Origin of the sequence: Actinophytocola sp. (genome assembly GCF_009379765.1) — a bacterium.
Taxonomy (GTDB): domain Bacteria; phylum Actinomycetota; class Actinomycetes; order Mycobacteriales; family Pseudonocardiaceae; genus Actinophytocola.
In genome coordinates, this window is sequence record NZ_WHTD01000018.1 from 67,745 (window position 1) to 73,744 (window position 6,000).

7 protein-coding genes are annotated in these 6,000 nt (G+C 72.0%); 4 read left to right on the plus strand and 3 right to left on the minus strand.

Translation table 11 applies throughout. The features are described 5' to 3' along the window. Window positions 1-8: 8 nt before the first annotated feature. Complete coding sequence (locus GEV28_RS08125; RefSeq protein ID WP_291410261.1) at window positions 9-695, minus strand: SDR family oxidoreductase; 687 nt, start codon at window positions 693-695, stop codon at window positions 9-11. A gap of 141 nt (window positions 696-836) precedes the next feature. Between GEV28_RS08125 and GEV28_RS08130 the strand changes: the two genes are divergently transcribed. Further along, complete coding sequence (locus GEV28_RS08130) at window positions 837-1,973, plus strand: GAF domain-containing sensor histidine kinase (RefSeq protein ID WP_291410263.1); 1,137 nt, start codon at window positions 837-839, stop codon at window positions 1,971-1,973. Next, on the plus strand, window positions 1,966-2,598 hold the full coding sequence (locus GEV28_RS08135) for a response regulator transcription factor (protein ID WP_291410266.1): 633 nt from the start codon (window positions 1,966-1,968) through the stop codon (window positions 2,596-2,598). The genes GEV28_RS08130 and GEV28_RS08135 overlap by 8 nt, the downstream gene beginning before the upstream one ends. A 72-nt stretch (window positions 2,599-2,670) precedes the next feature. Here GEV28_RS08135 and GEV28_RS08140 read toward each other — a convergent pair whose 3' ends face one another. After that, window positions 2,671-3,666 (minus strand): EamA family transporter, encoded by a 996-nt coding sequence (locus tag GEV28_RS08140; protein WP_291410268.1) that lies wholly within the window; start codon window positions 3,664-3,666, stop codon window positions 2,671-2,673. A 72-nt stretch (window positions 3,667-3,738) separates the two neighbouring features. On the opposite strand from GEV28_RS08140, the gene GEV28_RS08145 reads away from it, so the two are divergent. Both GEV28_RS08145 and GEV28_RS08150 read left to right on the plus strand, forming a co-directional pair. Beyond that, window positions 3,739-4,641: a LysR family transcriptional regulator gene (locus tag GEV28_RS08145; RefSeq protein WP_291410270.1), complete on the plus strand. Its 903-nt coding sequence runs from the start codon at window positions 3,739-3,741 to the stop codon at window positions 4,639-4,641. Window positions 4,642-5,074: 433 nt separating this feature from the next. Continuing rightward, window positions 5,075-5,203 carry a hypothetical protein gene (locus GEV28_RS08150; protein WP_291410272.1) on the plus strand — a complete coding sequence of 43 codons (129 nt, stop codon included), beginning with the start codon at window positions 5,075-5,077 and terminating at the stop codon, window positions 5,201-5,203. Window positions 5,204-5,456: 253 nt separating this feature from the next. Here GEV28_RS08150 and GEV28_RS08155 read toward each other — a convergent pair. After that, window positions 5,457-6,000: HNH endonuclease signature motif containing protein (locus tag GEV28_RS08155; protein ID WP_291410274.1), on the minus strand; the 544-nt coding region annotated here is incomplete at its 5' end.

The window sequence follows — 6,000 nt, forward strand, 5'->3', positions numbered from 1 at the left end:
CAGGCGGCTCATGCCCGTGCCGAGACCTCGGCCAGCCGGACCCGGCCAGACGGTGGCCGCGACGTCACCAGGTGCACGAACGCCGGCACCACGGTCTCCGGCAGCGGCCGGTCGCTGATGTCCTCGTCCGGGAAGGCCTCCTGGTGCATCCGCGTGCGCAGGTCACCCGGGTCGACCCGCCACACCCGCACCGCCGGCTCCTCCGCGGCCAGCACGTTGCTCGCCTGCTCGACGGCCGCCTTGGCCGAGCCGTAGCCGCCCCACCCCTCGTAGCCCTCGACGGCCGCGTCCGAGCTGACGGTGACGACCGAGCCCTCCCGGGAGCGCAACCCCGGCAGCGCCAGCTGGATCAGGCCCAGCGGCGCCACGACGTTGACCTCGTAGACCGACCGCAGCACGTCCAGCGGGTAGGCGCCGAGCCGGGGCTGCGGGCTCGGGCCGAGGATCCCGGCGTTGTTCACCAGCAGGTCGACCCCGCCGAGCTCGTCGGCGGCCGCGACCAGCGCGGCCCGGTGCGCCGGGTCGGTGACGTCGCCGGGCACCGCCACGGCACCGGCGCCGATCCAGCCGGCGGCGGTGGTCAGGGCGTCGGCGTCGCGGGCGTCGACGACCAGCCGCCAACCGGCCTCGGCGAGCCCGGTGGCCAGCGCCAGACCGAGACCGCGGGACGCTCCGGTGATGATCGCGACAGGCATGTCCCGTCTCCTTTCGACGTCATCGACGCTAGGAGCGCACCCGGGGAAAGCCATCGGGCCAGGGACCGGACGGTCCTCGGTCCATCGACCTAGGTCCTGCGCCCGATCCGCGCCGGCTCGCGCGTGGGTACCGTGGCGACCGTGGCCGGGTTCGATCGGGACGAGTTGCGTGAGGTGAGCGCCGCGGTGCTCGCCGTCACCGCGCACCTGTCCGTCCGCGACGTCCTGCGCACCATCCTCACCTCGGCCCGCAAGCTCGTCGGCGCCCGCTACGCCGCGCTCGGCCTCCCGGACGGCAGCGGCGGGTTCGCGGAGTTCCTCGCCGACGGCATCAGCGACGAGGAGTGGGCCGCGATCGGCCCGCTGCCGCGTACCCACGGCCTGCTCGCGGTCATGCTGTGCGACCCGAACCCGGTGCGGCTGACCAACATCCGCGATCACCCGCACTTCCGCTGGTGGCCGGCCGCGCACCCGGAGCTCACCGACTTCCTCGGCATGCCGATCATGGACGGCGACGAGTTCGTGGGCGAGGTGTTCCTGGCGAACAGCTGCAACCCGGGTGGCTTCACCGACGACGACGAGGAGCTGATGCGCCTGCTCGCCGCGCACGCCGCCATCGCCATCGTCAACGCCAGGCTCTACGAGCGCAGCCGCGAGCTGTCCATTGTGGAGGAGCGGTCCCGGATCGCCCGCGAGCTGCACGACGCGGTCACCCAGAAGCTGTTCAGCCTCCGGCTCACCGCCGACGCCGCCTCGGCGCTGCTCTACCGCGACCCGGCCCGCGCGGCCGCCGAGCTCGCCACGGTCCGCAAGCTCGCCGCCGAGGCCACCGAGGAGCTCCGCGCCATCGTCGTCGACCAGCGCCCGGCCGACCTGCGCGGCGACGGCCTCGACATCGCGCTCCGCAAGCAGGCCGAGCTACTCGACCGGGTGCACGAGCCGACGATCCGGTACACCACCTGCCAGTGCGTGCCACCGCTCACCGAGGCGCGCCAGCAGGCCGTGTACCGGATCGCGCAGGAGGCCATGCACAACGCGCTTCGCCACGCGGGCGCCACGCGGATCGACATGAGCCTGGTGTCCCACAAGCGCAAGGTCGTGCTGGAGGTCCGCGACGACGGCGCCGGGTTCGACCCGGCCACGGCCGACGCCGCGGGCCGCAGGCTGGGGCTGTCCTCGATGCGGGAGCGGGCCCGCGTGGCCGGCGGCAAGCTCGACGTCACGTCCGAGGCCGGCCGCGGCACGACCGTGCGGTTGGAGGTGCCGACCGGTGGCTGACCGGATCCGCGTGCTCGTCGTCGACGACCATCCCGTGGTGCGCCAGGGTTTGCGAACGTTCCTCGACCTGCAGGACGACCTCGAGGTGGTCGGCGAGTCCGCCGACGGTAGGTCCTGTGTGGACGATGCGGTCCGGCTGGGCCCGGACGTGATCCTGCTCGACCTCCGCATGCCCGGCGCCGACGGCGTCGCCGCCCTGCACGGCCTGCGCGAGGCGGGCAGCCCGGCCAAGGTCCTCGTGATCACCAGCTTCACCGAGCCCTCCGCCGTGCTGCCGGCCGTCCGCGCCGGCGCGAGCGGCTATGTCTACAAGGACATCGACCCGCCCGCGCTCGCCGCCGCCATCCGCTCGGTGCACGCCGGGCACGTGCTCCTGCACCCGGACGTGGCCCGGCTGCTCGTCGCCGGGGACACCCGGCCGGGCGCCGCCCATCTCACCGCGCGCGAGCACGAGGTCCTCACCGAGGTCGCCCGCGGCCGGTCCAACCGCGAGATCGCCCGCGCGCTGTCGCTGTCCGAGAAGACGGTGAAGACGCACGTCAGCGCGATCCTCGGCAAGCTCGGCGTGCAGGACCGCACCCAGGCCGCGCTGCACGCGGTCCGCTCCGGCCTCGTGGAGCCGTAGGCGCCACATCGACCGGTCGGAGTCAACCCGTGGACCGACCGATCGGGTGGGCGAGGCCGCGGGGCCGCGACCTCACCGGCGTGAACGGCCTGACCGGGCGAGGAAGCGCGATCGCGGGGACGGGCGGGGGAGCCGTTGTCTCCCACGGGATGGTGTATGTCCAGTCGGGATACTCACCGGAGTATCCGACGGGCGGTGGGCACGTCCTGCTGGCGTTCGGCCTCTGACGACCCCGGCGAGCACCCCGATGATGATCAGCACGGCGGCGAGGAGCCGCGTCGGGGTGAGCCGCTCGTCGAGCAGCAGTGCCGACGCGGCCATCCCGAACACCGGGACCAGCAAGGAGAACGGGGCCACCGTCGACGCCGAGTACGAGCGGATGAGGTAGCCCCACACGCCGAACCCGACGACGGTCGCGACGATGCCGACGTAGAGCACCGCCCCCGCCGCGGGGAGGGTGACGGTCCGCAGCGCGTCCCAGCCGCGCTGCGGGCCTTCGACGATCGCGGACAGCGCGAACAAGGGTAGGGTGGCGAGGGCACTGACCCACACCATGAACCGCAGCGTGTCCGGCGGGGCGGCGCGCCGCATCGCGACGTTGCTGACGCCCCACATCGCGGCCGCGCCGAGGATCAGCACGAACGCGCCGATCGGGCTGGTCGCGCCGAGGTCGAACGCGATGAGCCCGACGCCGCCGAGCGCCACCACGAGTCCGGCCACCTGCTGGCGGCTCAGCCGTTCGCGCAGGAGCACGACCGCGAACACGGCGGTGAACACCGCCTGGGTCTGGAGCACCAGCGAGGACAGTCCGGCCGGCATGCCGGCCGCCATGCCGGTGAACAGCAGGCCGAACTTGAGGACGCCGAGCGTCAGCGCGACGAGCGCGACCCAGCGCCACGGCACACCCGGGCTGCGCAGGAAGAAGATCGCCGGCACCGCGGCCACGAGGAAGCGCAGCGCGGAGAACAGCAGCGGCGGGAAGTGGCCGAGCCCGACCTCGATCACGACGAAGTTGACGCCCCAGACCACGGCGAGGCCAACGGCGAGCATGAGGTGGCGCGGGGACACGCGTCCACCATCTGCGGACATTCCGTGTAGGACAAGTTAAATATACGAACCTACAAGAGTTAGCATGCCTACATGTTCGACTTGGCGCGACTTCGCGTGCTGCACACCGTGGCCGGCCACGGGACGCTCGCGGCCGCGGCGCAGGCGCTGCACCTGACCCCGTCCGCGATCTCGCAGCAGATGTCCAAACTGGAGCGTGAGGCCGGGTGCCGGCTGGTCGAGCGGCAGGGCAGGCGGTTGCGGCTCACCGAGGAGGGGCTGGCGCTGGCCAAGCACGCGCAGCGGATCCTGGCCGCGGTCGAGGAGGCCGAGTCGGATCTCGACGAGCGCCGCGGCCAGGTGCTGGGGACTCTGTCCGTCGGCGCCTTTCCCACGGCGGCGAGGGGTCTGCTGCCGGGGGCGCTGGTGTCGTGCGCGGAGCGGTTTCCGGACCTACGGGTGCACCTGCGCGAGGTGGAGCCATACCAGGCGTTGGGGCGGGTGGCCGGCGGGGATCTCGACGTGGCGGTGGCGCAGGACTGGCTGAACGTACCGGTGGCGGTGCCGGATCGGTTGCGCGCGGGGGACATCGGCAGCGACCCGGCGGACGTGGCGTTCCCGGCGGACCACCCGCTGGCCTCGCGCGCCAGCGTGGCGCTGGCCGACCTGGTGGACGAGCCGTGGATCGCGTCCACGGACGGCACCATCTGCCACGACTGGCTCACGACGACGTTCCGGAATGCCGGCCAGGAGCCGAAGGTGGTCCACCAGGCGGCGGAGTTCCCGACCCAGCTGGCCCTGGTCGGCGCGGGACTCGGCCTGGCCGTGGTACCCCGCCTGGCGGGCGACGCGGTGCCGTGCGGGGTGCGCCTGGTCCCGGTGGAGCCGGCGATGTACCGCCGGATCTTCGCGGTATGGCGCGAGGAGGCGGCCCGCCGCCCGTCGGTGCGGGCGTTCGTGGACACGCTGCGCCAACAATGGACCCTGCGCGACTAGGGTCCCCGCCGGGAGTCCGTTGCTTGAGTCGGTGAGTCCAGGTTTCCGCTGGCAAGGCGCCGGTTCGTCCTCGTACTGGTGCTGTTGCTTGTCGGGCTCGGTGGCGTAGCGCCAGTTTGGGCGGATCGGCAACGCCGCCAGCGGGAAGCTGGGCCGGCGAATCAGGTGAGGAACTTCCGGCGGGGGACACTGGAGCATCGGTCCGCGCGTGGGGCCTGTGGGTTGATCATCGGGCCGCGAGGGCTGGGCGTTTGAAGGGGCTGCTGCCGTTGTGGCCTCGCCGTTCACCACACCGGCGCCGAAGTCGTTGCGCGGCAGGAGTGGACGCGAGCCGGGGGCAGCCGGGCCATCCAGGGTCGACGCCCGCGTTGGTCGCCGATCCAGAGGGTGAGCGGCTGCGGCAGGTGTTCGAGCATCAGTTGATCACGCGCCGGTGCTCGGGTGGCACAGCCACATGTGGCAGGGCGCCCGAGGGTGTGACCGCGGCGCCGTGGCGACCTTGACCCGGCGGGCCGCTGACGGGCTGGACGACGTCCGGGCGCCCTACGACACCTACGTCTGACGCGCTGGGCCGGCAGGTCCAGGTCTTGCGTAACCTCACCGGAGCAACACAGTTCTGCGCGATCCGCGGCTACCTCTCCACCGCTGCAAAACACTTCTTCGAAGTCCTCGTCACGCTCACCGAGGGCCGACCCTGGATACCCGCAACCCAGTGACCTGACCAGTCACGAAATGATCTACCAGGACCTCGACCGTAAAGGTCCACTTAGGACGTTCGGGCAGTGGGTTCACACCGCGACCCGTGATGACAGCGGTCAGAAGGGTGGTGGTGCGGGTTCGGGGTGAGTGATGGGCTCCGGTGTGTGGGGGTAGCGGTATCCGCAGGGTGACACCCATTCCAGGATCCCGCCGCGTTTGATGATCTTCCAGCCGCCGAAGGTCTTACCCCGGTGGTGGCTGCGGCAGGCGGGGTGCACGTTGTGTTCGTCGGTCGGCCCCGCCGGGAACGGCTCGCGATGCTCCAGATCGCACTGCGCGGCGGGCCGGACACAACCCGGCCCCGTACACGTCGGCATGCTGGCCTGGATGTGATCGCGCAACGCGGCAGGCGGGCTGTAGTGCCGGCGCCCCACATCGAGGACCCGGCCGGTGGCGGGTTCGGTCAGGATCCGCCGCCACGTCGCATCCGCCTGGTAGGCCAGCTCAGCGGCTTGTTGGGCGGCGATGTCGCCGTAGCCGACCAGATGCCCTGGAGTGTTGTCCACCCCCAACGCGGCCCGAGCCGGCAACGTGACCTGAACGATGATCTTCGCGTGTTCGAAGTCCTTACCCGCCAACAGGTCCAGGGCGACGTCACTA